At 65.1% G+C, this 25,026-nt stretch carries 23 protein-coding genes; 2 read left to right on the top strand and 21 right to left on the bottom strand.

The genetic code is table 11. The features are described 5' to 3' along the window. Window positions 1-8 precede the first annotated feature (8 nt). The 3 genes from PQB87_RS04735 to PQB87_RS04725 are packed head-to-tail and all read right to left on the bottom strand — an operon-like array spanning window position 9 to window position 2,853. Window positions 9-1,025 carry an MraY family glycosyltransferase gene (locus PQB87_RS04735; RefSeq protein WP_174414578.1) on the bottom strand — a complete coding sequence of 339 codons (1,017 nt, stop codon included), beginning with the start codon at window positions 1,023-1,025 and terminating at the stop codon, window positions 9-11. A 5-nt stretch (window positions 1,026-1,030) separates the two neighbouring features. Next, window positions 1,031-1,996, bottom strand: a complete 966-nt coding sequence (locus tag PQB87_RS04730; protein ID WP_059685667.1) for a UDP-glucose 4-epimerase family protein — start codon at window positions 1,994-1,996, stop codon at window positions 1,031-1,033. Beyond that, complete coding sequence (locus PQB87_RS04725; protein ID WP_059685669.1) at window positions 1,993-2,853, bottom strand: glycosyltransferase family 2 protein; 861 nt, start codon at window positions 2,851-2,853, stop codon at window positions 1,993-1,995. Before PQB87_RS04725 ends, PQB87_RS04730 begins: the two co-directional genes overlap by 4 nt. A gap of 255 nt (window positions 2,854-3,108) precedes the next feature. Here PQB87_RS04725 and PQB87_RS04720 point away from each other — a divergent pair, with 255 nt between their 5' ends. Beyond that, the gene (locus PQB87_RS04720; RefSeq protein WP_489242637.1) at window positions 3,109-5,472 is read left to right on the top strand and encodes a glycosyltransferase; all 2,364 of its coding nucleotides are present in this window, start codon (window positions 3,109-3,111) and stop codon (window positions 5,470-5,472) included. A gap of 72 nt (window positions 5,473-5,544) precedes the next feature. Here PQB87_RS04720 and PQB87_RS04715 read toward each other — a convergent pair whose 3' ends face one another. From PQB87_RS04715 to rfbB, 10 genes are all read right to left on the bottom strand, one after another. Further along, window positions 5,545-7,515 (bottom strand): glycosyltransferase family 2 protein, encoded by a 1,971-nt coding sequence (locus tag PQB87_RS04715; protein WP_153487925.1) that lies wholly within the window; start codon window positions 7,513-7,515, stop codon window positions 5,545-5,547. Next, on the bottom strand, window positions 7,505-8,869 hold the full coding sequence (locus PQB87_RS04710; protein WP_153487924.1) for a glycosyltransferase family 4 protein: 1,365 nt from the start codon (window positions 8,867-8,869) through the stop codon (window positions 7,505-7,507). Before PQB87_RS04710 ends, PQB87_RS04715 begins: the two co-directional genes overlap by 11 nt. A 31-nt stretch (window positions 8,870-8,900) precedes the next feature. Then, window positions 8,901-10,307 carry a glycosyltransferase family 2 protein gene (locus PQB87_RS04705; protein WP_489242636.1) on the bottom strand — a complete coding sequence of 469 codons (1,407 nt, stop codon included), beginning with the start codon at window positions 10,305-10,307 and terminating at the stop codon, window positions 8,901-8,903. Further along, window positions 10,192-11,337: a DegT/DnrJ/EryC1/StrS family aminotransferase gene (locus PQB87_RS04700; protein ID WP_021161721.1), complete on the bottom strand. Its 1,146-nt coding sequence runs from the start codon at window positions 11,335-11,337 to the stop codon at window positions 10,192-10,194. The genes PQB87_RS04705 and PQB87_RS04700 overlap by 116 nt, the downstream gene beginning before the upstream one ends. A 77-nt stretch (window positions 11,338-11,414) precedes the next feature. Further along, window positions 11,415-12,728, bottom strand: coding sequence for an ABC transporter ATP-binding protein (locus tag PQB87_RS04695; protein WP_021161722.1), 1,314 nt, complete (start codon window positions 12,726-12,728; stop codon window positions 11,415-11,417). Further along, complete coding sequence (locus PQB87_RS04690; protein WP_042976531.1) at window positions 12,718-13,524, bottom strand: ABC transporter permease; 807 nt, start codon at window positions 13,522-13,524, stop codon at window positions 12,718-12,720. Before PQB87_RS04690 ends, PQB87_RS04695 begins: the two co-directional genes overlap by 11 nt. 76 nt (window positions 13,525-13,600) lie before the next feature. Further along, a complete protein-coding gene (gene rfbD, locus PQB87_RS04685) occupies window positions 13,601-14,497 on the bottom strand; it encodes a dTDP-4-dehydrorhamnose reductase (RefSeq protein WP_059685681.1) in 897 nt (298 codons plus the stop codon). Further along, window positions 14,494-15,042 carry a dTDP-4-dehydrorhamnose 3,5-epimerase gene (rfbC, locus tag PQB87_RS04680; RefSeq protein ID WP_021161725.1) on the bottom strand — a complete coding sequence of 183 codons (549 nt, stop codon included), beginning with the start codon at window positions 15,040-15,042 and terminating at the stop codon, window positions 14,494-14,496. Before rfbC ends, rfbD begins: the two co-directional genes overlap by 4 nt. Then, on the bottom strand, window positions 15,027-15,920 hold the full coding sequence (gene rfbA / locus PQB87_RS04675; RefSeq protein WP_048024263.1) for a glucose-1-phosphate thymidylyltransferase RfbA: 894 nt from the start codon (window positions 15,918-15,920) through the stop codon (window positions 15,027-15,029). Before rfbA ends, rfbC begins: the two co-directional genes overlap by 16 nt. A gap of 11 nt (window positions 15,921-15,931) precedes the next feature. After that, complete coding sequence (gene rfbB, locus PQB87_RS04670; protein ID WP_059685683.1) at window positions 15,932-16,993, bottom strand: dTDP-glucose 4,6-dehydratase; 1,062 nt, start codon at window positions 16,991-16,993, stop codon at window positions 15,932-15,934. 342 nt (window positions 16,994-17,335) lie between these two features. Here rfbB and PQB87_RS04665 point away from each other — a divergent pair, with 342 nt between their 5' ends. Next, on the top strand, window positions 17,336-18,175 hold the full coding sequence (locus tag PQB87_RS04665; protein ID WP_111940330.1) for a symmetrical bis(5'-nucleosyl)-tetraphosphatase: 840 nt from the start codon (window positions 17,336-17,338) through the stop codon (window positions 18,173-18,175). A 46-nt stretch (window positions 18,176-18,221) separates the two neighbouring features. Here PQB87_RS04665 and PQB87_RS04660 read toward each other — a convergent pair whose 3' ends face one another. The 8 genes from PQB87_RS04660 to PQB87_RS04625 all read right to left on the bottom strand — a co-directional run bounded on the left by PQB87_RS04660 (window position 18,222) and on the right by PQB87_RS04625 (window position 24,850). After that, a complete protein-coding gene (locus PQB87_RS04660) occupies window positions 18,222-19,079 on the bottom strand; it encodes a lysophospholipid acyltransferase family protein (protein ID WP_059685687.1) in 858 nt (285 codons plus the stop codon). A 19-nt stretch (window positions 19,080-19,098) separates the two neighbouring features. Beyond that, window positions 19,099-20,388, bottom strand: coding sequence for a dihydroorotase (locus tag PQB87_RS04655; protein WP_059685689.1), 1,290 nt, complete (start codon window positions 20,386-20,388; stop codon window positions 19,099-19,101). A 62-nt stretch (window positions 20,389-20,450) separates the two neighbouring features. Beyond that, window positions 20,451-21,482: an aspartate carbamoyltransferase catalytic subunit gene (locus tag PQB87_RS04650; protein WP_006476735.1), complete on the bottom strand. Its 1,032-nt coding sequence runs from the start codon at window positions 21,480-21,482 to the stop codon at window positions 20,451-20,453. Window positions 21,483-21,555: 73 nt separating this feature from the next. Further along, the gene (gene pyrR, locus PQB87_RS04645) at window positions 21,556-22,068 is read right to left on the bottom strand and encodes a bifunctional pyr operon transcriptional regulator/uracil phosphoribosyltransferase PyrR (RefSeq protein ID WP_059685691.1); all 513 of its coding nucleotides are present in this window, start codon (window positions 22,066-22,068) and stop codon (window positions 21,556-21,558) included. After that, window positions 22,055-22,504: a Holliday junction resolvase RuvX gene (ruvX, locus tag PQB87_RS04640; RefSeq protein ID WP_027788201.1), complete on the bottom strand. Its 450-nt coding sequence runs from the start codon at window positions 22,502-22,504 to the stop codon at window positions 22,055-22,057. The genes pyrR and ruvX overlap by 14 nt, the downstream gene beginning before the upstream one ends. Next, complete coding sequence (locus PQB87_RS04635; RefSeq protein ID WP_027788202.1) at window positions 22,501-23,079, bottom strand: YqgE/AlgH family protein; 579 nt, start codon at window positions 23,077-23,079, stop codon at window positions 22,501-22,503. The genes ruvX and PQB87_RS04635 overlap by 4 nt, the downstream gene beginning before the upstream one ends. Before the next feature lie 195 nt (window positions 23,080-23,274). Further along, complete coding sequence (locus PQB87_RS04630; protein WP_111940328.1) at window positions 23,275-24,576, bottom strand: hypothetical protein; 1,302 nt, start codon at window positions 24,574-24,576, stop codon at window positions 23,275-23,277. A 103-nt stretch (window positions 24,577-24,679) separates the two neighbouring features. After that, window positions 24,680-24,850: a rubredoxin gene (locus PQB87_RS04625; RefSeq protein WP_004186709.1), complete on the bottom strand. Its 171-nt coding sequence runs from the start codon at window positions 24,848-24,850 to the stop codon at window positions 24,680-24,682. Window positions 24,851-25,026 lie beyond the last annotated feature (176 nt).

Genomic DNA, 25,026 nt, shown 5'->3' with positions numbered 1-25,026 from the left:
GGGAGACCTCAAGATTTGTTTTGGGCGGCCGTACCGACCCGTCGCCAGCGCGCGTCGATCGCGCAACCGATACACGCCAGCACGCCATACCAGGCGACAAACAGCCCCCACTGCTGCAATGTCGGCCGGCCCAATGCCCACAGTCCCGTGATTATGCCCGCGAGCATCACGAGGTACCAGTAAATGGCGGTGCGCCGATGACCAGTGCCGGAACGCACCATGCGCTGATAGTAATGCTCCCGGTGCGCCTGCCAGAACTTTTCCCCGCGTAACAAACGTCTCGCAAGTGTTACAGATGCATCAGCAATAAAGGGCGAGAACACCATCGCCGGGAACCAGATCGGCCATACCCCGCCTCGCCAGCCCCAGTAGCCGAGTGCGCCCGCCATGAAGCCGAGCGGAATCGAGCCCGCGTCGCCGAGAAACAGCTTCGCCGGATGGAAATTGAGCAGCAGGAAGCCGAACGCGGCTCCCGCGATCGCTGCGCCGCCCACGACAAGATCCGGCGCCGGCTGCACGCCGGCCTGGGCGGCAACAGCGTAGGCACCGAATCCGAACAGCGCCATGCCGCCGGCGAGACCGTCCGCGCCATCCATGAAGTTGTACAGATTGGTCAGCCAGACCATCCCGAAACCGACGCCGGCAAGGAGCCACCACGGCGCGGCGGCCGGATAGACGACGATCAGCGCAGCGACCGCGACAAGGTGCGCGGCGAACCGGACCCGCGCCGGCAATCCACGCCGATCGTCGAGCTGCGACAGCGCGGCCAGCCCCGTGGCGGCCACGGCAATCAGCCACATCGACGGCGCAAGCCACAGCATCGTGATCACGCACACCGGCACGATGCCCCAGCCGCCAACGCGCGGCGTCGGCAGCGTGTGCAGCGAACGATCGTTTGGAATATCGGTCGCGAGTCGCCAGGCCAGTCCGGTGGCGAGCAGCGTCCGCAGGATGAGCGTCGTGGCGACGGCGGCGGTCAGAGCCACTCCGGTCGCCATGAGCCACGTGGTAATCGCGGGATGCATATTGTCTATTTCTGTTTGTCGCGCGAACGATACCACGCGGCGGTCGCTTCGAGGCCCTGCCGCGTCGTATGAGGCGGTTGCCAGTCAAGCACGCGCTTCATGCGGCCGGCATCGAGCTGCAGGCTGCCTGTCAGGCGATCAACGGCGGCGCTGCGGCCGGTCAGCCTGCCGAGCACGGCCAGCAGCGTGACGGGTACCGGGAACAGCCGCGCCGGCCGGCCGAGCGCGTCGCCGACCATCCGCAACAACCCGGCAACCGACGGCGCATCGTCGTCGGCAACATGAAAGCACTCGCCCGCGGCCCGCGGGTCGATTGCGCAGCGCAGCAACGCGTCCGCGAGATTGTCGACGTAGACGAGGCTGCGACGTGCGGCGATCGCGCCCAGCGGAAGCGGCAGTCCTCGCGACACGACGTCCATCATTCTCAGGAAGTTCGCGCGCACGCCCGGGCCATAGACGAGCGGTGGACGGACGACGACCACATCGACACCCGCGCGCAACCCGAATTGCGCGAGCGCCTGTTCCGCGCGCAATTTCGAACGTCCGTATGGATCCTGGGGCGCAGGCGTGACGTCTTCCGCGAGCGGTACACCGCGATCGCCCTCGGCGACCGCCTTGATGCTGCTGGCGAACACGAAACGTCGGGCGCCGTGCGCGTGCGCCGCCTCGGCCACGCGCAGCGTCCCCGCAACATTGGTCGCCTCGAACGCGGCATCCGGATCGGGCGACTCGTCGCGCATCACGTGGACGCGCGCAGCCAGGTGAATCACGCAATCTGCTTCGAGATCGGCCGGCCACGCGTCCACGAGCCCGGCGAAATCCGGTGCGTCATGTACCCATTCGCGCACCCCGGCGACACACCCGCCGGGACGGCGCACCAGCGCCGTGACCGTATGTCCTGCCGCGAGCGCCAGCCGGCAGACCGCGCGGCCGACGAAGCCGTTGGCGCCCGTCACGACGATGCGGGTCACCAGAGCCTCCAGCCGAAGCGATTGTAGAACTTGAACGCCGACGCCGCGAACATGCGGATGTGTGCGAAGCCCTTGCGGGACGCGCCGCCGCCGTGGTGGATCACGCGCGCCAGCGGTACATAGACAGTGCGCGCGCACTGGCCGGTCCGCAAGCTGAGATCGTAATCCTCAAAGTACAGGAAATAGCGCGGATCGAAGCCCTGCAGACGTGCGAGCACGTCGGTACGAAACAGCATGAAGCAGCCGCTGACGATCGGCGGATCCCACACGACGTCCGTTTCGTTGATGCGATCGCGCATCTCGTAGCTGGCCAGCCGACGCTCGAACGGCTGGCGCAGGGGCGACGGCAGGAAGCCCCTGACCAGGAGATCCACCAACGCCGGATAGCGGCGGCACAGATACTGGATCCGGTCCGAATCGTCGCCGATGCGCGGCGTCAGCAAGCCCGCTTCGGGATGCGTATCGAGAAAGTCGAGCGCCTGCACGAGTGCATCCGGCTCGAGGTCGATATCGGGGTTAAGGATCAGGTGATAGCGACTGCGCGCCGCTTCGATCGCGAGGTTGTGCCCGCGTCCGTAGCCGACGTTGCCGTGACCGGACAGCACGCCGTACCTGATGCCAGCCTGTTCGAACGCGGCACGATCTGCCGCGAGGTCCGGCAAGCCGCCGTTATCGACCACGCACACGCCGATCGCGCTGACACCGCGCACCGCCTGGAGACGCGCACATGCCGCGCGGAGACTGGAGAACGTACGTGCGAGAAGCGCGTCGTCCGGGTGGTACGTCACGATGGAAATCGACAGGATTTCGTCGACGGGATGCGGAGCGTGATTGACTGCTTGCGGATGAGATGTCACGTGCTGACTATCGTTAACATTTGGCGCGAGGGGGAATCTGCCAGTGTGCACAGCGGCCTGCGCACACAAACTGGATTGCCATTTGTAGCAATTATGCCGTGGCGGCGGGCGCCACGGGCGTCCTGGCCGGAAAAAGGGCCGCAATACAGGGGTGTGCGGCCCCGCCTCGGCCAGCTCCGAAACGCCAAATGCTTCTGTATATAATGCGTCACCTCGATACGCATCCGCCAGTTGCACCCTATGTTTGATATTTCGGTGATTCTCAACGCTCACAATGAGGGCGGCATCATCAACCGGACGCTCCGGTCCCTGGCTGAAGCGGCAGACTTCGCAAGAGCCCGCGGTATCACCCTGGAAATTGTCGTCGTCCTCGACAACCCGAACGAAGCGACCCGCTCCGTCATCGCGTCGGCCGACCTCTCCAGTTTCGACGGAGTCCAGACGATCGAGGTGTCGAACCGCTCGCTGGGTCTCAGCAGAAACTCTGGTTGCGAGATCGCGCAAGGCGAATATTTCGCCACGGCCGATGCCGACGATCTCGTATCGTTCAACTTCTTCGTCGAAGCGCTGGCCGCGGCGAAACAGTACGGCAACGATGCGCTGCTGTTCCCGCAGTACCTGATCGCATTCGGTTCGATGTACTTCATTACCGAATACGGCGAAGCGGACCTGATGCCGTTCCTGCTCGCGGACATCCATCCGTACGTGTCGCGCGTGTTCTTCCATCGCTCGACGTTCGATCGCCTCAAGTATGTGCACTGCGATACGCAGCGCGGCCACGCATTCGAGGACTGGCACTTCAATTCGTGCGCGATCGCGCTCGGGATGAAGGCACACTACATCCCCGACACTGTTCTTTACTATCGCCAGCGCCAGCAGAGCATCATGGCTGCCGCGCGCAGCCAGAACGTCGAGCTCGAAACGCCGGATACCGACCTGTTCGACCCGGCCGTTTACCTGCGCGTGTTCGCGGACGACTATCGTGCGTACCGCGCCGGCGAACGCATGCTGCCACCGTGGTACGACGTCAAGCAGAAGTTCCTCGGCAGCCGGCTGCTGTCGGACATGACGGAGGCTGCCAACCGTATCGACCCGGCCGTCGACACGCTGTCGCTGCGGCACGGCAGCCAGACGAGCGCGATGTGGTCGACACCCGAACCGTCGGCGGTCTACTACGAGATGTGCGAGGCCATTCGCGACGCCGGCCCGATCACGGACGTATTCCTGATCCCGTTCCTGCCCGCGGGCGGCGCGGAGCGCTACATCCTCGACGTGATGAACGGCCTGCTGGCATGCGGCGCGTCGAAGCGCATCCTCGTGGTGTCCGGCGAGCCGATGGAAAAGCACGCGTGGTTGCCGCGGTTGCCCGACGCGGCGATCTTCGTCGACGTCGCAGTGCTCGGCAAGAAGCTCGACGACCGCCAGCGCGATCGCATCACCGCACGCCTGATTCGCGCCGCGGCGCCCGACGCCCGTCTGCACATTCGCGCATGCGTGTTTTCCCATCGCATGCTGAGCCGCCATTTCGCGCAGTTCAGCGGGCGCGACGTCACGTACTACCGGTTCTGCGACACGCGTGTCTACGAAGACAACGTATCAATCATCTCCGGCGGCGCGGTGGAGTTCCTGACGAACAACATCCAGCACATCACGCGGATCGTCACCGACAACGGACAAACGGTCGTCGACGACGAATTCATCTTTGGCGCCAGCGCGTCCCGCTGGAACAACCTCCCCGCGCTGCTGCACGGCGTCAAGGAACCGACGCTCCACGCGACGCCGCGTCGTCGCCTGCTGTGGGCGTCGCGGCTGGATGGCCAGAAGCGGCCGCAACTGGCCGTCGCGCTGTCGAAGTACTTCGCGCGGAGCGGTTCCGGCATCACACTCGACCTGTACGGCGGCATCACGCCGGGGTTCGACGTCGACCTGACCGACGCAAACTATAAGGGGCCGTTTTCGGCGTTTGCGGATCTTCCGCTGCACGAATACGATGCGCTCGTCTATACATCATGGTTCGATGGACTGCCGAACGTCATTCTCGAAGCGATGGGGTCGGGGCTCCCGGTCATCGCACCGAACATCGGCGGTATCGGCGAAGCCGTGCTCGACGGCGAGACCGGCATCCTCATCGAGGCATCGAACGACCTCGACGAAGCTGTCGACGCGTATCGCGAGGCCATCGAGCGCCTGTACGCCCAACCCGATTTGCTCGGAGCGCTGTCGAAGCGCGCGTCCGACTACGTTCACGACAAGCATGGCGACGCGCAGTACGTCGCGAACATTCAGCGAATATTCGGTATGAATGCCTCCCATCACGAATCCCACGAGCCCGCACAGGCGCCCGCCGGCCAGACCGCCGCATCCGCGGAAAACCAGGAAGAACTGCGTCGCTTGAGGCGGGAACTCGCGGACGCACGCGCGAAACTGCTCGTCCACGCACGTGAAGCCGATGTCCTCAGGAGCGAGTCGGTCGAACTGCGGCAATACGCGAACCAGTGGGTCGCGTTTCAGCGCGCCCGCATCTTCATCATCTATCGCGCGTATCTTCGCCTGCACCGGATTCCGGTGCTGGGCCCGCTGCTGCGGACGATCATGCGTCCGTTTACCGGGAGGAAGTAACTGCGGCACGGCACCGGCCGACAGTCAAACCGTCAGGCCGGGCGCGCGCGTAACGCGCGCCCCACACTCCGGTCAGTCGTGCTGCGCCCGCCCGTACGCCACCATCACGCCGGGCTCTACATACCCGAGCAGACCCGCATAGGTTTCGGCGCTAGTCCACACGATGCGATCGAAGTACGAATTGAATTCCCGCAGAAAATTGAGCACCGGTGGCGGCGCGTCCGCCGCGACGACCATCTCGCATCGCCGCCCCTGCCGCCACACTTCCTTCAGTTGTTCGATCGACGGTATCGACTTCGCGTCGCTCGAAAAACGCGTGACCGGCCCGGTTCGGTCGCGTCCGTCGCAAAGCCACCTGCCGGCAAACTGACGCCGGACGATATTGGTCCGCCTGAACTGGCCGACGCTGTCCGACGAGGTAACGGAGCGCGTATGAATCCGGTGCCGATAGAGTGGTTCATGCAGATACCGGAAATTGCCGAACTCCGCGATCTTCAGCGCCAGCTCCCAGTCCTGGATGCCTGAATAGGCATCGACCGATCCGCCCGACTGCAGATACGCGCTGCGCCGAATCACCTTCAGGTGCGACGCTACCATGCCGTCGAGCAGGTCGCCCTTGATGCTCGCGTCGTTCCGGAACGCGATGCCGGGATAACCGCCATAGTCCGCACGCCGGATTTCGTCACCACTTTCGTCGATGTCGAACCGGTCGGTGAACAGGTAATCGCACGGCTGCCCCTGCGCCAGTACCTGCGCGACGCGGGACAGCGCGCCGGGCGCCAGCGCGTCGTCGCAATCGACGAATGCGACATATTCTCCAGCCGCCTGTTCGACTGCTTCGTTCTGCGTGCGCGAAATACCCCTGTTTTCGCTGTTGAGGACGATCCGCACGTTCGGATGACTGCCCTGCAACGCATGCAGCAGTGCGGTCGTGCGTGCATCGGGAGAACAGTCGTCGACACAGATGATCTCGAATGCGACGTCCTGCTGCTCGATCACGGACAGTAGGCAGCCGTCGATGTAGTCGAAGTGGTTGTATGCCGGGATCACGACGCTGATCAGCGGTGTCGCCGACACTGGCATTTTCGCGATGGCGACCTGCAGGCGCGCCAGCTTCCGCGCAAGCAGATCGGCGGGAGCGGCCGGCGACGTGACAGCCCCCGATCCGGTTTCATGCGCATGGCCGCGCAACTGTGCGATTTCCTCGACGTACGCCGGGTGCTTTCGATAGAAATTCTCGAACCAGTCGACCGCGGATTCGAAAAACACCGGTTCGCGGGCGGACACCATCGCGTCGATCTTGGCCGCAGCATGCAGCCAGCTCTTGCCCATCTTCACGTACGACCGGCGCATGCTTTGCGCATGCTGCCGGTAAATCGCATTGTGCGCGTTGAGGTACGCCATGCGCGCGCCGCGCGCGCTCAGGCCGCACCAGAACAGCCAATCTTCCTTCGCGCGCGCGGACGTGTCGAACGGCGCATCCCTCAGCACCGTTCGGCGAAACAGCGCACAGTGGATCGGAATCGCGAAGCCGCGCTCCCATTTGTACAGAAAATCGGACAGGCTGAGCGACGAGTGCGCGATCGCTTCGTCGTTTTTCGAGAAGACCGAGCGCGTATCGTCGCACAACAGGAAGTTGGACACCGATACGTCAAGTGCATTCGCGATCTGGAAATGCGCAACCTGCAGGTCGAGCTTCGGCGGAACAACGATGTCGTCCGCATCCAGCAACTGCACGAATTCGCCGGTCGCGGCCGCGATACCCGTGTTGCGCGCGCCCGAAAGGCCCGCGTTCTGCTGCGAAATCACCCGCACCATGGGCGACAGCGCTTCTGCTGCACGCAGATGAATTTCGGTCCTGGGTGCCGTGCTACCGTCGTCGACAACAATGATCTCCAGCGGCCCGCGATACGCATCGAGCACCGACGAGATCGATTCATTCAGATACTGCGCCTGATTGAAACAGGGGATTACCACCGATACGAGCGGCAACGACGAATCTCGCGAGTCGTCAGCGCCCGATTCTTTCCGGTCAGCTCCCATAACCTTCCAACTCCTTGACATGCTCGACGAACCGCTGCCACGTATGGCGCCCGTCGATCAGCTCGACGAGCGCGCGGGCGCGCGCTTCGGCTTCCTGCGAATTCGAAATGACTGACTCCATCGCCACGCGATAATCCGCGACCTCCGGCTTCTCCGACAGCGGATATCCGGTCGAATCGGATATCAGTTCGCCAACACCACCGACCGACGGCGCGATGATCGGCATGCCCAGCGCCCCGATCTCGAGCAGGATGTTCGGCATGCCTTCCCACTTCGACGTGAAGATGAAGCCCGTGTACGCTCGTTCGCGCACGAGTTCTTCCGGGGACGTGAACGGCCCCATCAGATGCAGATTCGCGAGATCGGGGAGTTGCTCGCTGACGTTCACAACCGCCTGGCCATAGACGTAGAAATCAATGTGCGGGCATGCCTGCACGAGCGCCAACAGCAGGTCGACACGTTTCTCCTTGTCGAGCCGCCCGGCCCACAGAAACGCCGGGCGCTGCCCCGCCAGATCCTGCCCGCGGCTCGCGATGCGCGCTAACGCGCGCGTCTTCCAGCCGTCGGTCGCCATGCGGCTGGGGTTGTACACGGCACGCAGCTTGTCGCCCTGCTGCCCAAGGTTGTATTCGGCGCGCGCATCGGTCACGAAGCGCTGGTTGTCGGACAGCAGCGCGGTCAGCGCCGGCAGCCCCGGCTGAAGGAAATAAGCGGCGTAGCCGATCTTGCTCTTGCCGTCCTCGGCGAACTGGAACGCAAAAATACTGGCGAACAGACGCGTGATTTCCTTGAGCAGGCTTCCCTGCGAGATGACCGCGTTCCACGCGACTTCGCTATTGATGTTGTGGAACACGGCGGGCCGGATTGCCAGCAGCATGTCGTACAGGAGCGCCTGCTTCAGCGCGTACGAATCGTCGTCGGTGAAATCGCGCAGAACGACTACATGCACGCCATCGATCCGCGCGACGCGCTCGTCGACCAGGTCGCGATCGGCGACGACGATCAGGACCTGACGATCGGGATGGATCTCGCGCAGCGCTCTCGAGAAATTGAGCGCGACATTCTCTGCGCCCCCCGTTCCGAGGAACGGCACCGCAATGACGTGGCTGACGTTTCGCACGCCCCGCTGCGCGAGGTCGAGCAGCAGGTGCTGCAGGCGCGATTCGCGAGCGTGATCGAGCAACTTTTCGCGCCGGACCGCCGAGCGCAACGCCTGACGAATCGACTTGCCTTGACGCAAGGACGTGATAACCGGCGAAATGGCCTTGCGAACGCGCCACTTCGCCTCCTGGCTCACCGGCAGGCGATGGTAGACGCGTTGGGCAAAGTACAGAAGATGCTGGTATCGCGGCATGGTTAGATATCTTGAATCATTCGCTGATAGGCTATCGGCTCAGGCGCCGGTACAGATTATCCGCCTTGCCCCAGATGGTTCCCCTGACACGATCGAGTTCCGTCTGCGCGTCGGCCAGGCTGGCGGTGAGCCGCTCTTCCCGCTCGGCCGCGGCGCGCAGCGCCGCTTTCGCGTGTTCGAGTTCCGTGGCAATGTGCTCGCGCTCGATACGCGCCTGATCCAGTTCGGCAAGCGCGCGGTCACGTTCGCCGCGAATCATCAGTTGAAACGTCGCGGCGTCTTCGGGCGCATGCGCGCCCGCCGCCTGCGCTGAACCAGCGTACTCGCCCTCTAGCCGCGACAGGCGCTCTCGAACGGCGGCAAAAGCTTGCGGCGACCAGCCAGATGCGAGTCTCGTCACGAACGCGGTCAGTTCGCTGTTGAAGAACAGATGCGGCGGAATCCTGAACGTATCCTCGTGACGGTCGTACACGCGCAGCATCTCGATCAGTTCCAGAAACCGCCGCCAGTCGCCGTCGATTTCGAAGAAGCGCCCGACGAACGACTCCATGCTCTTGCGCAGCAAGTCGAAGCGCTCGATCCGCGCGAGGTAAGGATGCACGACACCGCCGGAGATGTCTGCATACTCCCACATCAGCGCATCGCGATTGCGGTGCGTGATGTTGCCGCCGTGCGCACGGTAAAGCAGGAGTGCGTCCTTCATCACATGAAATCGTGCACCGCCGGCGAGCGAACGCAACCAGAAATCCCAGTCCGGCGAGTAAGTCAGATCCTCCCGAAAAAAACCGATTCGATCGTGCATGGACTTCCTGACCAGCACAGTCGAATGGCACAGGTGGTTTTCCCACACCCAGCTGTCGGGCGCATTGAGGTCGAGATCCTGATTGAACCACGGCGCATAAAAGCATTTGTCGACGTCGACCGGCTGGCTCGACGCATCGATTTCCGCCATGAAGCTGCCGCAGATGTCGACATCCGGATGGGTGTCCATGAACGCGACCTGCGCCGCCAGCTTCTCGGGCACGAACACGTCGTCGGAATCCAGGCTCGCGATGAATTCACCGGATGCGAGACGCAGCGCCGTGTTGTACGCCGCGCACGCGCCCTGATTCCGCTCCTGACGCACCGCGCGAATCCGCGGGTCGTCGAACTGCTGGATGACCTCCCAGGAATCGTCGGTCGAGCAGTCGTCGACTATGATCAGCTCCCATGACGCGTACGTCTGGGACAGTACCGACCGAATCGTCTCCCCGATGAATCTGCCGTAGTTGTAAGACGTCGTGAGAACGCTGACACGCGGCCGCGATTCCCCGGTCGCATAATTATTGTTTGCCATTGCAGATGTATTGAATGATGTCGACGATGCGATTCGCGCCGTCCTCTCCGAGTTCGCCGTACAGCGGCAGCGCCAGCACTTCGCGGGACACGCGCGTCGCAACCGGCAGGCGGCCGGGATCAGCGCTCGGCAGGGCGCGATAGCAATTGTGCTCGCTGCAAAGCGGGTAGAAATAGCGCCGCGAAATCACGTTGAACTGCTTCAGCGTGTCGTACAGTTGGTCACGCGACACGCCGCATGCCTGCGGATTCACGCGCACGATGAAGTACTGCATGCTGTGGCCGACGTTCGGCGGCAGCCGGAAGCACGTGATGCCGGGAATCTCGTCCAGGCGGCTCAGATAGACCTGTGCCACGCGCTGCCGCGCGGCGTGCTCTGCATCGTAATGGGCGAGATTGACGAGCCCCAGTGCCGCCTGCACTTCGTTCATCTTGCCGTTGGTACCCGGCATGATGACTTCGGTTTCGTTCAAGATTCCGAAATTCTTCAGCAAATCGACGCGCCGCTTCGTCGCTTCGTCCGCCATCGCCAGCCCACCGCCCTCGGCCGAGTGAAACAGCTTCGTCGCATGGAAGCTGTACATCGTCGCGTCGCCGAACTCGGCGACCGGCTTGCCGTCGATTTCCGTACCGAACGCGTGCGCGCCGTCGTAGAGCACCTTGACGCCGTACTGCTCGCGGATGCGCTCGAACGCCTTCACGTCGCACGGCATCCCGTACACGTGCACGCCGAGCACACCCGTCGTGCGCGGCGTGATCAGCGCTTCGGCCACGGCCGGATCGATGGTCAGCGTATCCTCGTCGATATCGCAGAACACCGGCGTCACGTTGTTCCAGTGCAGCACATGCGGCGTTGCGGGAAACGTGAACGGGGTCGTGATGACCTCACCGGCGAGCCGCAGCGCCTGGCAGGCGACGAGCAGCGCACTCGTCCCATTGTTGAACAGCGAGAAGTGGCGGGCGCCGAGCCGCTTCGCGAGCGCTGCCTCCAGCGCGACGTGCTTCGCACCGCCGTTGGTCAGCCACGCGCTGTCCCAGATGTCTTCCAGTTGCGATGTAAATTCGCCGAGCGGCGGCAACATCGGTCTCGTCACATAGATCGGATTGGCGAAACCATCCGGCTTCTGTCTCATAGGGCGCTCCTGATTGATTCCTCGTGCGAATCCGCACGCCGGCCCCGGCGCCGGATCCACTGCCGACTAACGCTGCGTCAGGCCACCGTCTTCGACAACAGACGCGTCTGAACCTTGTTGTCGAAATGCACGGCACCATACAGCGGCAGGTAGGTGCCGCGCGAGACATTGAACTGCACGGCGATCGGCACATGATCGCACGTGTCGACCTGGCCGATGCTCAGGTCAGTCGGCACCGAGGTCGCCGCACTGATACTGTAGTCGCCTCCGCGCAGCGATACCTTGAACGTCCAGTCGACCACGTGGACTTCGCCCGCGTGCAGGTCGTACAAATGCGCATGTTCGAGACCAGTGTCCGAGTACGCGATATCGAACCCGTTCTTGTCGCGCAGGTGATAGCCGAAAGCGAGCAGCGGCAGATCTTCCTCGATGCTCACGACCATTCTCAGCGTCACGGTGTCGCCGTACGTAACCTGGCGTGTCGCGCGGCCCTGTTCGTTCAGCAACTGCACGTTGACGAAGCTCGCGCGTCCATTACGGATCCGCTGGAACGCCGCCTGTTTCTGGAACTCGTCCGCACCATCGTTGAGGTCGGCATCGAGCTCGGCGATCTGCGCCGCGGGCGCATCGGCGTCCTCGATCACGTGCTGCTTCTTGCGGACGTAGGACGAGTAATACGACTCGATCACGTGGTCCGTCGAACCGACGGCCAGCATGTTGCCGTGATCGAGCAGGATCGCCCGGTCGCACAGCGCCTTCACCGAGCCCGGATCGTGGCTGACGAACAGCAACGTCGTGCCGCGATCCATCAGCTTCTTCATCACTGCCATGCACTTCGCCTGAAACAGCGCGTCGCCGACCGACAGCGCTTCATCGACGATCAGGATGTCCGGGTTGACGTGGATCGCGACCGAGAACGCCAGACGCACGTACATACCCGACGAATAGGTTTTCAACGGCTGGTTGACGAAATCACCGATCTCGGAGAAATCGACGATCGCCGGATATTTCTCTTCCAGTTCCTCCTCGCTCATCCCGAGAATCTGGCCGTACAGCATCACGTTCTCGCGGCCGGTGAATTCGGGGTTGAAGCCCGACCCGAGTTCGAGCAGCGCGGCGACCTTGCCGTTCGTTTCGACGTTGCCGGCGCTCGGCGCGAGCGTCCCCGAGATCACCTGGAGCAGCGTGGACTTTCCGGAGCCATTGTGACCGACGATCCCGACCGTTTCGCCCCGTGCGATGTCGAACGAAATGTCACGTAGCGCCCAGAACTCGCGGTAATACTGCTTGCGGGAGCCGAACAGCATCTGCAACAGGCGGGCGCGCGGGCTATCGTAAATATGAAAGACCTTGCTCAGATCCTTCACGCTGACTGCGAGATCAGAGGACATCTGCGAATCCTTTCCTCGTGCGATTAAACCATTGGTAGCCCAGCGCCGCGACACCGATACTGACGACCATCATCAACAACACACCGGTCCAGCTTGGCACGGTTCCAAAGATCACGACGTTTCGGCTTTGCTCGATGACGAACGCGAGCGGATTCATGCCGACGATACGCTGGTAATGGGCCGGCAGCGAGCTCACCGGATAGAACACCGGCGTGAGGAACATCAGCACCGTCGTCACGAGCCCGATCGACTGGCCGATGTCCTGGATGAATACGCCCAGCGAAGCGAGGAACCAGCAGACGCCGAGGGTAAACAGGATGAACGGCAGCACGATCAGCGGGAAATACAGGATCGTCGCATGCACGGGAAAACCCAGCACGACCATCGCGAGCACCAGCACGCAAAAGCTGATCCCGGCATGGAACAACGCGACGAGCAGCGCGACGACAGGCAGCACCTCGAGCGGGAACACGACCTTCTTCACGTAGTTCGCGTTACTGATGATGAGCGACGGCGCACGGTTCACCGCTTCCGAAAACACCTGAAACATGATCATCCCGACGAACAACACGACGGCGAATTCGGTCTTCGAATCGGAGCCGGTGTTCCAGCGCGCCTTGAAGATCACGCTGAACACGAACGTGTAGACGGTCAGCAGCAGCAGCGGGTTGAAGAACGACCAGAGCAGGCCGAGCACCGAGCCGCGATACCGGCCGACCACCTCGCGGCGCGCCATTTGGAGGATCAGGCGGCGATGCCGCCAGATAGGAAGTGATGGTTGGATGAGTTCCCGCATGACAATCTCTAGCTAAGCCATACCGCATACACGACGCGGCATGAATTGTGATGTGCGCCGCCCGAACCGGGCGGCATCAGGCATCGAACAGTTCCGCGAGGACGAGCGCAAGCCCGTCCGACCACTGCGGTCGATGCAATCCGAAACGCTCGTCGAACCGCGTGTTGTCGAGCACCGAAAAGGTCGGACGCGCGGTCTTCGCCGGATACTCGGTCGCGGGAATCGGCTTCACCTCCCGGATCGCCAGATCGATCTGTGGGGACAGTCTTCTGGCGCCGGCAAAAATGGCTTCGGCGAACGCGTGCCAGGTCGTCTCGCCCTGCGCCGTCATGTGGTACACGCCGCTCGTGAACGATCCCGCCCGACGCTCGGCAAGCGCTTTTGCCGCAGCGTGCGCGGTCAGATCGGCGATCATGCGCGCGCTCGTCGGCGCGCCGAACTGATCGCTGACGACGGACAGCGCCTCGCGATTCGCGCCCAGCCGGAGCATCGTGCGCAGGAAATTCTGCCCGCGCGAGGCGTACACCCATGACGTACGGAACACGAGCCAGTCTCCGCCGGCATCGGCGATGGCCTGTTCGCCTGCCAACTTGCTCGCGCCGTAGACGTTCAGCGGGCACACCGCGTCGCTTTCGACATACGGTGTCCGCTTGCTTCCGTCGAACACATAGTCAGTCGAGAAATGGATCAGCAATGCACCGCGCTCGCGTGCCGCCTGCGCGAGCGCGCCCACCGCATCGCGATTGACCGCGAACGCGGCTTCGGGCTCGTCCTCGGCACGATCCACAGCCGTATAGGCGGCCGCATTGACCACGAGATCGGGCGCGAGCGTGTCGACGTATGCGTCGACGGCAGCCGCGTCGCCAAGATCGACGACGTGGCGAGTCGCTGCGACCACCTCACCCAGCGGCTGCAGCGCGCGGACGAGCTCCCACCCGACCTGCCCGTTCGCCCCGGTCACGAGAATCCTCATGCGTAGGTCTCCAGATCCGCCAACACGGTACCGGCGAGATCTTTCGGCGCGACCACAGGATCCCGGTCGAGCGGCCAGTCGATGGCGACCTGCGCATCATTCCACAGCAGCACGCGTTCGAATTCGGGGTACCAGAAATCGGTCGTCTTGTACTGAAACGTCGCTGTCTCGGACATCACCAGGAAGCCGTGCGCGAATCCGGCTGGCACCCACATCTGAAGGTGGTTTTCCGCGGACAGTACGCTGCCGACCCATTTTCCGAACGTCGGCGACGAACGGCGCAGGTCGACGGCAACGTCGAACACTTCGCCTTCGACGACGCGGACCAGCTTGCCCTGCGCATGGCTGATCTGATAGTGCATCCCGCGAAGCACCGATTTACCGGAGCGCGACTCGTTGTCCTGAACGAACTCGACATCCGCAACCTGCTCTCGGAATTCCCGCTGATTGAAGCTCTCGAAGAAGTACCCGCGAGCATCGCCGAAGACCTTGGGCTCGATCAGCTTGACGTCTGGAATTGCCGTGGAAGTTACCGTGATTGCCATAGGATCTTGTCCGTCAGTAGGTTCTTCAGATATTGCCCGTATCCGTTCTTGGCGAGCGGCGCGGCGAGTTCCAGGAGGCGCTCGGCGTCGATCCAGCCCAGTCGGTATGCAATTTCCTCCGGACACGCGACCACGAGGCCCTGGCGCTTCTGCAAGGTCGCAATGAATGCCGCAGCCTCCATCAGCGAATCATGCGTGCCCGTATCGAGCCACGCATAGCCGCGCCCCATGATCTCCACCTGCAGCTTGCCCGCCGCGAGATAACGGGAATTGACGTCGGTGATTTCGAGTTCGCCGCGCGCCGACGGCTTGATGTCGGCCGCAATGTCGCACACATCGTTGTCGTAGAAATACAGGCCGGTCACGGCGTAGCGCGAGCGCGGCTGGAGCGGCTTTTCCTCGATCGACAGCGCGCGCATCTGGTCGTCGAATTCGACGATGCCGTAACGCTCCGGGTCCTGCACGTGATAGGCAAACACGGTCGCGCTTTCGGTGCGCGCGTTGGCCGCGAGCAACTGCTTGGCGAGATCGTTGCCGTGGAAGATGTTGTCGCCGAGCACGAGCGCGCTCGGATCGTTGCCGATGAAGTCCCGCCCAATGATGAACGCCTGCGCGAGCCCGTCCGGCGACGGCTGGACCGCGTATTGCAGGTTCATCCCCCACTTCGAGCCATCGCCCAGCAACGCCTGGAAGCGCGGCGTATCCGCTGGCGTCGAAATGACCAGCACGTCGCGAATGCCCGCGAGCATCAGCGTCGAAAGCGGGTAGTAAATCATCGGCTTGTCGTACACCGGGAGCAACTGCTTCGACACCGAGTAGGTAATCGGATACAGTCGCGTGCCCGAGCCGCCGGCGAGGATTATGCCTTTGCGTGCCATCGATCAAGCCCTCACGTGCGTTGCGCGTAATTGGTTTCGACCCACCTGCGGTAATCGCCCGACGCGACTTCGTCCACCCATGGCTGGTTCTCGAGGTACCAGCGTACGGTCTTCGCGAGCCCCGTCTCGAACGTCTCGGCGGGCTTCCAGCCGAGCTCGCGCTCGAGCTTGCGCGCATCGATCGCGTAACGGCGGTCGTGGCCCGGGCGGTCCTTCACATAGGTGATCTGCTCGCGATACGAACCCGCCGCCTTCGGCCGCGCCGCGTCGAGCAGATCGCACAGCGTATGCACGACATCGAGATTCTTCTTCTCGTTCCAGCCGCCGATGTTGTACGTCTCGCCCGGCACACCGCGCGCAAGCACTTCGCGGATCGCGCTGCAGTGGTCGCCGACGTACAGCCAGTCGCGCACGTTCTGGCCATCGCCGTAGACCGGCAACGGCTTGCCCGCGAGTGCATTCGCGATCATCAGCGGAATCAGCTTCTCCGGGAACTGATACGGGCCGTAATTGTTCGAGCAATTCGTCGTGAGTGTCGGCAGGCCATACGTATGGTGATACGCACGCACCAGATGATCGGAGCCAGCCTTCGTCGCCGAATAGGGGCTGTTCGGCGCGTACGGAGTCGTCTCCGAGAATTGCGGATCGGTCGCGGACAGCGATCCGAACACCTCGTCGGTCGACACGTGCAAGAAGCGGAATTCCACCTTCTCCACGTCGCTCAGCCCGTTCCAGTGCATGCGTGCCGCCTCGAGCAACGTGAACGTGCCGACGACGTTGGTCTGCACGAAATCGGCCGGCCCGTGGATCGAGCGGTCGACGTGGCTTTCAGCGGCAAAGTGGATCACGGCCCGCGGCTTGTACTCGGCGAACAGCGCATCAAGTGCTGCGCGATCACAAATGTCGACCCGGGCGAACACATGATCCGGATTTCCGTCCAGTGGTGCCAGCGTCCGCAGGTTGCCTGCATAGGTCAGCTTGTCGACATTGAGCACGGCCTCACCAGAAGCAGCCATCCAGTCGAGTACGAAATTGGCACCGATAAAACCCGCGCCGCCGGTAACCAGGATCATGAAGCTTCCTCTAGTAATAGTGTGCGGCGCGCCTGGCAGACGCTCATCGCACTTCTTGTCATGTCACAGTGGCCAAGTCTCGGCCGATCAGGCCCGGCATTTTAACCGGTCGCCATGACCGGCAAAGTCACGAGATGTTAATTTCGGAGCGAAAATGTCAATTATAGGAATCCACTCGGCGTCAATTCCATGCTGCTAACAACTTGATACAGCGCCCCGGCCCTTTGCGTCACGAAAAATCGCATGCCTCGTGGACGGCCCGATGTGGAACGACCTTTGCATTACGCATGCGTCTACGCGATTTTTTTCCCAGTTCACCCGATTCGTCACGATCCGACCCTCATGCTTCCGACCCCCATCGCCATCGGCGACATCCAGGGCTGTCATTCCGCTTTCCAGTCGCTGATCGACAAGCTGTCCCCACCCGCCGACACCCCGCTCTGGATCGCCGGCGACGTCGTCAACCGCGGCCCCGGCTCCCTCGCCGCGCTGCGTGCGCTCGTCGACCTCGGCCCGCGCGCGACCGTCGTGCTCGGCAATCACGACCTCCACCTGCTTGCGGTCTCCGCCGGCCTGCGCACCGAGCGCCCGGGCGACACCATCGGCGAAATCCTCGACGCCCCCGACGCCGACGCGCTGCTCGACTGGGTCCGCCATCGCCCGTTCGTGCATGCGGAAAACGGGATGCTGCTCGTGCATGCGGGCGTGCTGCCGCAGTGGGACACCACGCTGGTGCTCGAACTCGCCGACGAACTCCAGCGCGCGCTGCGCGCGCCCGACTGGCGCGACACGCTGCAGCAGCTGTACGGCAACGAGCCGAATCAATGGAGTCCCAACCTGAAGAAACGCGACCGGATGCGCGTCGCGTTCAACGCATTCACGCGCGTGCGCTTCTGCACGCCCGACGGCGCGATGGAATTCAAGGCGAACGGCGGCCCCGACAGCGCGCCGCCCGGCTACCTGCCATGGTTCGACGTCCCGGGGCGCCGCACGGAGGACGTGACGGTCGTGTTCGGGCACTGGGCCGCGCTCGGCCTGATGCTGCGCGAGAACATCGTCGCGCTCGATTCGGGATGTGTGTGGGGTAACCAGCTGTCGGCCGTGCGGCTGACGGCCGATCCTGCGCAGCGCACGGTCACGCAGGTGCAGTGCGAAGCGTGCCGCTCACCGGGCGGAGAATGACGAGAGACTGATTCGCGGGGCCGGGAGGTGAGTCGGCCCCGACGCATCAGCCCTCGCGCCCCGGCACGGGCGCATCGGCCGCTTCGTTGCCCGCTTCGCCGGCACCGACCTCGGTCGCCGGATACGCATGCTTCGCCAGTTCCGCGAGCGACTCGGCCGACGGCTTGCCGACCTTCTCCTGCAGCGTCGCGAGCGCGGCCGCGATCGCATCGCGCGCCGCGGCGGACGTCGCCCGCCGGTCGCCGCCCGGCGCGATCGGCTCGCACACGTACAGATGCGCGACGATCGGGCCGCCGCGCAACACCATGTCGAGCGACTTGCCGAGCGCCAGCTCGCCCGTGTAGGCCGGCGCGACCGACTGCCGCCGCTGCGCGTCCTCGTACATCAGGCAGATCGGCTGCACCGCACAGCCTGCCGATACCGCGGCCTGGAACAGGTTCGCATGGAACGGCAGCAGTTCCTGCCCGTCCGTCGTCGTGCCTTCCGGAAACACGCACATCAGCCCACCGTTGCGCAGGCGCTCGGCCATTTCGTGCATGACCCGCATCGCCTCGGTGCGCTTCTCGCGCTGCAGGAACACGGTGTCGAGCTTCTCGGCGAGCCAGCCGACGACCGGCCATTGCCGCACCTCGGCCTTCGACACGAACGGCGTCGGCCGCCACGCGTTGATCGTGTAGATGTCGAGCCAGGACACGTGGTTGCCGACCACGAGCGCGCTCGCATCGAGCCGCGCGCCGTCGTTGTGGACGACGAGGCGCATCCCGCAGATCCGCAGCAGCTTGAGCGACCAGCGGCGCGTCATCTCGGCACGCCGCGCGGGCGTGACGTGCGAAAAACGCAGCGCGACGATCACCATGCCGCGCAACAGGTGAAAGACGAGACGCAGCTTGCGAAGGGCAATCATGGCGAAGGTCCGGCGTGGTTCAGGGGCGCTCGAACGCGATCTGTCCGGCGACGAGCGTCGTGCGCACGCAGGCGGGCAGTTCATAGCCGAGGAACGGCGAGTTGTGGCCCTGGCTCTTCAGCGCACGCGGCTCGACGCGCCAGTGTGCGCGCGGATCGAACACGCACAGGTCGGCCGCGCCGCCTTCGGCGAGGCGGCCGGCCGGCAGCTGCAGCACGTCGGCCGGCGCGGACGTGATGCGGCGCAGCGCCTGCGCGAGCGGCGTACGCGTCTCGTCCGCCCACTTCAGCGTCAGCGACAGCAGCAGCTCGAGCCCCGTCGCGCCCGGCGTCGCTTCGCCGAACGGCAGCAGCTTCTCGTCGTCGTCGACCGGCGTGTGGTCGGAGCAGATCGCGTCGATCGTCCCGTCGGCGAGCGCCACGCGAATCGCTTCGCGATCGCGCTCGCTGCGCAGCGGCGGATCGAGCCGGAACTGCGAATCGAAGTAGCCGATGTCGACATCGATCAGGTGCACGTGATTCACGCCGACGTCGCACGTCACGGGCAGCCCCTCGGCCTTCGCCGCGCGCACGAGCGCAAGGCCGGCCGCCGACGACAGCCGCGCGAGGTGCACGCGTGCGCCCGTCACGCGCATCAGTTCGAAGATGGTGTGCAGCGCGATCGTCTCGGCCGCGACCGGCACGCCGGACAGCCCGAGCCGCGACGCAAGCGCGCCGCTCGCGGCAACGCCGCCACGGCCGATGAATGCGTCCTGCGGGCGCAGCCACGTCGTGTAGCCGTAGGTGCTCGCGTACTGCAGCGCACGCAGCAGCACCTGCGTGTCGCGCACCGGCACGTTGGCATGCGTGAAGCCGACGCAGCCGGACTCGGTCAGCGCGACCATCTCGGTGATCACTTCACCCTTGAGGCCGACCGTCAGCGCGCCGAGCGGATGCACGTTCGCCTGGTGGAGGTTGCGTGCGCGGAACTTGAGCATCTCGACGAGGCCCGGCTCGTCGAGCACGGGGTCGGTATCCGGCGGGCAAACGAGGGTCGTGACGCCGCCCGCGACGGCCGCGGCCATCTCGGACGCGAGCGTCGCCTTGTGCTCGTAGCCCGGCTCGCGCAGCCGCGCGCACAGGTCGACGAGGCCGGGCGCGACGATCAGGCCCGATGCGTCGATGGTCTTCTCGGCGTTGAAACCGGCCGGCGCGGCGGTGCCGGTGTCGGCAATCGCGGCGACCTTGCCGTCCGCGACGAAAACGTCGGCCTGCCGTTCGGTGCCGGCGACCGGGTCGATCAGCGTGCCGCCTTTGATATGAATCTTCATGCGCTGTCTGTGAATGCGTTGAATGCGTTGAGTGCCTGGATCAGGGATGCGCGAAAGCGGGCTCAGTCGCTGTTGCCGGCGACGATGCCCATCACCGCCATCCGCACGGCGATGCCGAACGTGACCTGGTTGAGGATCACCGACTGCGGGCCGTCGGCGACCTGCGAGTCGATCTCGACGCCGCGGTTCATCGGGCCGGGGTGCATCACGATCGCGTCGGGCGCGGCGAGCGCGAGGCGCTCGGGCGTCAGGCCCCAGGTCTTGAAGTACTCCTGCGCCGACGGCAGCAGCGCGCCGCTCATCCGCTCGTTCTGCAGGCGCAGCATGATGATCACGTCGACGCCCTTCAGCCCTTCGTCGAGGTTGTGGAACACCTTCACGCCCATCTGCTCGAGGCCGCCCGGCAGCAGCGTGCGCGGGCCGATCGCGCGCACTTCCGGCACGCCGAGCGTGGTGAGTGCGTGGATGTCGGAGCGCGCGACGCGCGAATGCAGGATGTCGCCGACGATCGCCACGCGCAGCTTCGTGAAGTCGCGCTTGTAGTGACGGATCGTGTACATGTCGAGCAGGCCCTGCGTCGGGTGCGCATGACGGCCGTCGCCTGCGTTGATCACGTGCACGTGCGGTGCGCAATGCTCGGCGATCAGGTACGGCGCGCCGCTCGACGCGTGACGCACGACGAACAGGTCGGCATGCATCGCCGACAGGTTGTTGATCGTGTCGAGCAGCGATTCGCCCTTGCTCGTCGACGACGCATTGATGTTCAGGTTCAGCACGTCGGCCGACAGGCGCGTCGCGGCGATCTCGAAGGTCGTGCGGGTACGCGTCGAGTTCTCGAAGAACAGGTTGAACACGGACTTGCCGCGCAGCAGCGGCACCTTCTTCACTTCACGGTCCGTCACGCTGACGAACTGCTCGGCCGTATCGAGGATGTGATTGACGATCGAGCGCGGCAGGCCCTCGATCGACAGCAGGTGCTTCAGCTCGCCGTTTTTCGTGAGCTGCGGATTGCCCTTCAGGAAGCCGTAGCGGAACCGGTCGGGGCTCGCGGCCGCAGCGGGATTGCCGGTGCGGCCAGTGGTGTCGGTGGTCATGGTGTGCGTGATTCCAACTATGCAAACGGGCCGCGGTGCAAACCAGCGGCCCGGGATACGGTTCGCGTGCCGCTCAGGCGCCGTGCGCCTCGACGCGCAGCGTGAACTGCGCGTCGTCGCGCGCGAGCACGAGCGTCGCGCCGGCCGGCACGTCCAGCGTGCCGCCCGCGAAGCGCGCGGCGACCGGCAGCTCGCGGCCGCCGCGATCGGCGAGCACCGCGAGCTCGACCGCGGCCGGACGGCCGTAGTCGAACAGCTCGTTGAGCGCCGCGCGCACGGTGCGCCCGGTATACAACACGTCGTCGACGAGCACGATGCGCGCGCCGTCGACTTCGAACGGCAGCGACGTCGGGCTGGCCTGGCTGTGCAGCCCCTTTTTCGCGTAATCGTCGCGGTGCAGCGCGACGTTCACGACGCCGAACGCCGGCGCGCCGAGATCGCGCGCGAGGCGCTCGGCGAGCCATGCGCCGCCGCTGTAAATGCCGGCGAGCCGCGGGCCGCCCGGTTCGGCGAAAGCCGCGCCGTACGCGGCGCGGATCTGGTCGAGCAGGACGCGGTAAAGCGCCTCGGCGTCAATGGTGCTCATGGTCGGACAATTGATCGAGATACTGTTGAAGGATGACGCGCGCGGCCTCGGCATCGAGCATCTCGGCCCGGGCACGGCCGCGCACGTTGCGCTCGCGCAGCCCGGCCTCGGCCTCGACCGACGAATAACGCTCGTCGACCCAGGTGACGGGCAGCCCGAAACGGCCGTTCAGCTGGTTGCCGAAGCGCTTCGCCTGCTGCGTCATGTCGTGCGGCGTGCCGTCCGGATGCATCGGCAGGCCGACGACGAGCGCGTCCGGCCGCCATTCGGCCAGCAGGTCGCCGACCGCCTTGAAGCGGTGTTCGCGGTTCAGGTTCTGGATCACGACGAGCGCACGGGCCGAGCGCGTCAGCGCATTGCCGATCGCGACCCCGATACGTTTTTCGCCGTAGTCGAACGCGAGCAGCGTCGCATCGCGCGCGCTCGCGCCACTCATGCGTGCCCTGCTTCGCCGGACAGCATCGACGAACTGACGCCGAGCAGGCCGAGCGCGGCTTCGAAGCGCTCTTCGGCCGGCGTGTCGAACACGATGCGCGGATCGGCGGCGACCGTCAGCCAGCCGTTGCGGGAAATTTCTTCCTCGAGCTGCCCGGCCCCCCAGCCCGCATGGCCGAGCGTCAGCAGGAAGCGTTTCGGGCCGTTGCCCGTCGCGACCGCCTCGAGCACGTCCTTCGACGTGGTCATCTCCAGCCCGCCCTCGACGGACATCGACGAGTTGTAGCTCGCGCCCTCCACCGGCTCGTGCAGCACGAAACCGCGCTCGGTCTGGACCGGGCCGCCGAAATACACCGGGATGTGCAGCAGCGGCTCGATGTCGAGCTTCAGGTCGATGCGGTTGAACAGCGATTCGAGGTCGATGTCGGTAGGACGATTGATGACGAGGCCGAGCGCACCGCGCTCGCTGTGATCGCAAAGATAGACCACCGTTCCTGAAAACGTCGGATCCGCCATGTTCGGCATGGCGATCAGGAACTGGTTGGTGAGATTGATGCGATCGGAAGGCTTTGACATGGTTTGAATTTTAGCAAAGACGCCGCGGCCTGACCGGGCCGCGATCAACAAGCAACGCCGCGCCGCGCTGGCAACGGCGCGCGCGGATCACACGGCACTCTAACACGCGCGCGGGCGCTGTCGGCAGCGTGTTGCAGGCCCGCGCGGCAAGGGCCGCCGCCGCGTGTTCGTCCCCCTTGCTCGTCCCCTTGTTCGTCAGGCCCGGCCGAGCGCCGCGCCGAGCGCGCCGGACGCCGCGGTGAGGTCCGGCGGCGCCACGCCGGCGGCGATCTTCAGCAGCGCCGCGCGCAGCATGTCGGACGCGTGGCCGTGCGCATCGAGGCCGCCGTCGGCGAGCGGCACGCCGTGCGCCGCACGCCGCCACGCCAGGCCCAGCGTGTCGGCCAGGAGCGCCGCATGGCCGAGCCCGAGCGCGCATGCGGCCGTACCGACCCGGTAGGCCGCGCCGGACGCATGCCATGCGGCCCCCGCGTCGGCCGCGGCCGGATCGGCTGCGAGGTCGGCCATCGACGCATCGGCCGTCTGCAGGAAATCCTCATAGGCATGCGCATTGACCGTCACGACACCGAGCGCGCGGGTCGGCGCTGCGGCAACCGCATCGTGCTCGGCCCGGGCGGCATCGGCCTCCCACAGCGCCTCCGATGCGGGCGTGCCGGCGACGTGCCAGTCGACCGTCAGCCCGTAGTCGTGCAGTACGTCGACGAGTGCGACATCCTCGGCTGCGGCGCCGAACAGCGCGAAATCGCGCCACAGCAGCGCCACCGTCTCGCGCACGAGTTCCGGCGGCGCACTGCGCCGGCCCTGCGCGTGCTCGCCGAGCAGCAGGTTCGTCCGCGCGAGAAAGCGCTTCAGCTCCGGCGCGCCGCTGGCGCGCAGCGCGCGCACGCACGCGGCCGCGAGCCGCCAGAAATCGTAGGGATCGTCGCCCGCGAGCGCGGCCAGCATCGCGTCGAGTTCGGCGAGTGCCGCATCGGGCGCGCCGTGTCCCGCGCGCAGCACGCCGAGCAGCGCCTGTTCGTAGCGGGCACGAATCCGGATCGCAAACGCATCGGGCAACGCGCGCAGCGTGGCCGGCGGCACCGCGCGACCGACGAGCGCGAGCGCGTCGAGCGGCGCGCTCGCGCGCAGGTCGGCGGCGCTTTGCGCGCGCAAGGCACGGAAATGCTCGAAGAGAACAGGCGAGCACGCGAGCTCGCGCAGGTTGTGGCGGCCGACGGCCGCGCGGAAATCGCGCAGCGCGGCCCGCCAGCCGGCCGAAGTCGGCTCGACGGCGACGAGCGGCACGGCGGCCGACAACTGCCCCGCGAATCGCGCGGCCGGCAGCCAGCCGGCTTCCGCCAGCACGGCCGCCGCGGCGGACAGCGGCGCGGCCGCGTCGTCGCGACGCTCGAACGCGTCGGCAGCCGCCGCAAGCCACGCGTCGGCCGCGCGCACGGCCCCGCCGCGCGGGTTGGGCAATGCGTCAGGGTGGGGAACGTTCGCCGGTTCGGGCCTCATGCACACGCGCGCCTGTCATCGTCAAGTCGCTCGCGCAGGCCTCGGCGCGCGAGCGCCGGACCGATGCGAGGCCTGAGCGGTGTGCCGTGGGCCGAGGGTCCGGTCAGATCTGGACCATCTCGAAGTCTTCCTTGCGGGCGCCGCATTCAGGACACGTCCAGTTGATCGGGACGTCTTCCCAGCGCGTGCCCGGGGCAATGCCCTCTTCGGGCAGCCCGGCTTCTTCGTCATAAATCCAGCCACAAATCAGGCACATCCAGCTCTTGTATTCCATCTTAAGCCGCGTCGGGAAAGTCGGTAAATTCGGGAGCCATGATGGTACCGTGTCGGGGCCGGACTGCCTAGCAATCGCGCTGGAGTAAGGCGACTACGTTGCGCTGCGCTAAAAAATCCGTCGTGCGGGCCGGATTCCGCCGCATAATGGCTGAAAAGTGCGGCCTGCCGGGCAAC

Source organism: Burkholderia sp. KL41 (assembly GCF_057005415.2).
Note: the sequence above shows the minus strand (reverse complement) of the source record. Positions and strands in the feature narration are given on the sequence as shown.